The sequence below is a fragment of the Cytobacillus sp. Bac17 genome, assembly GCF_024519925.1.
Classification (GTDB): Bacteria; Bacillota; Bacilli; order Bacillales; family Cytobacillaceae; genus Cytobacillus; species Cytobacillus pseudoceanisediminis.
Map to the genome: position 1 here is coordinate 1 of NZ_JALJRC010000084.1, position 897 is coordinate 897.

1 protein-coding gene is annotated in these 897 nt (G+C 40.0%); it reads left to right on the top strand.

The annotated features are described in order from the left end of the window. Positions 1–862: IS3 family transposase (locus NR125_RS29220; protein ID WP_256816857.1), on the top strand; the 862-nt coding region annotated here is incomplete at its 5' end. Positions 863–897 lie beyond the last annotated feature (35 nt).

Here is an 897-nt window from a genome sequence, read left to right on the forward strand (position 1 = left end):
ACCCAGAAGAATAAAATATGAACTGGTTGATGAGTTAAGGGGTACCTATCCGGTCTCCTGGCTGCTGGAGATTGCCTATATCAAACCGGCTAGCTATTACAAATGGAAAAAAACGAATGTTAAACGGGAAGAGAAGGCTAAGGATGAACAAGACATTCGAGAGCACATTTTGGGGATTCATTTCATGCATCCTGAATTTGGCCGGCCCCGTATTACAGATGAATTAAATGAAAACGGGTATTTAATCAACCACAAGAAGGTCTACAGGCTGATGACGGAAATGGACATACAATCAGTCATCCGAAAGAAGAGAAAATGGCACGGTCGTAGTCCTTCTATCCTCTTCCCTAATCGCCTTAAAAGGAATTTCAGGGCTGCAGGACCTAATCAAAAGATGGTAACGGATATAACATATGTGTCTGTTGGAGAAGAATTTTATTATATATCGGTCATACAGGATCTCTTTAATAACGAAATAGTAAGTTGGGAGCTATCTAAGAGAAATGATCTGGAACTTGTGTTAAATACAGTAGAAAAATGGACAAAGAAAAAAGAGGTAGCTGAAGCCGTTCTCCATTCAGATCAAGGTTTCCAGTATACATCAAAGCTATACAGCAGCCGATTAGAGGATTATGGCATCAAGGGCAGCCACTCTCGAAAAGGAAACTGCCTGGACAATGCCAGTGTAGAATCGTTCTTCTCACACCTCAAAACAGAGAAACTGTATATAAATAAGTGTAAGTCAGAAGAAGAACTAGAACAAGCTCTTGAGGATTACATCTACCATTACAATTACAAAAGAAAACAAAAGAAACTAAAGAAACGCGCACCGATTGAATATCGACACGCGCTCACTGCTTAGCTTTTTATGTTGTCTACTTGACAGGGACAAGACCA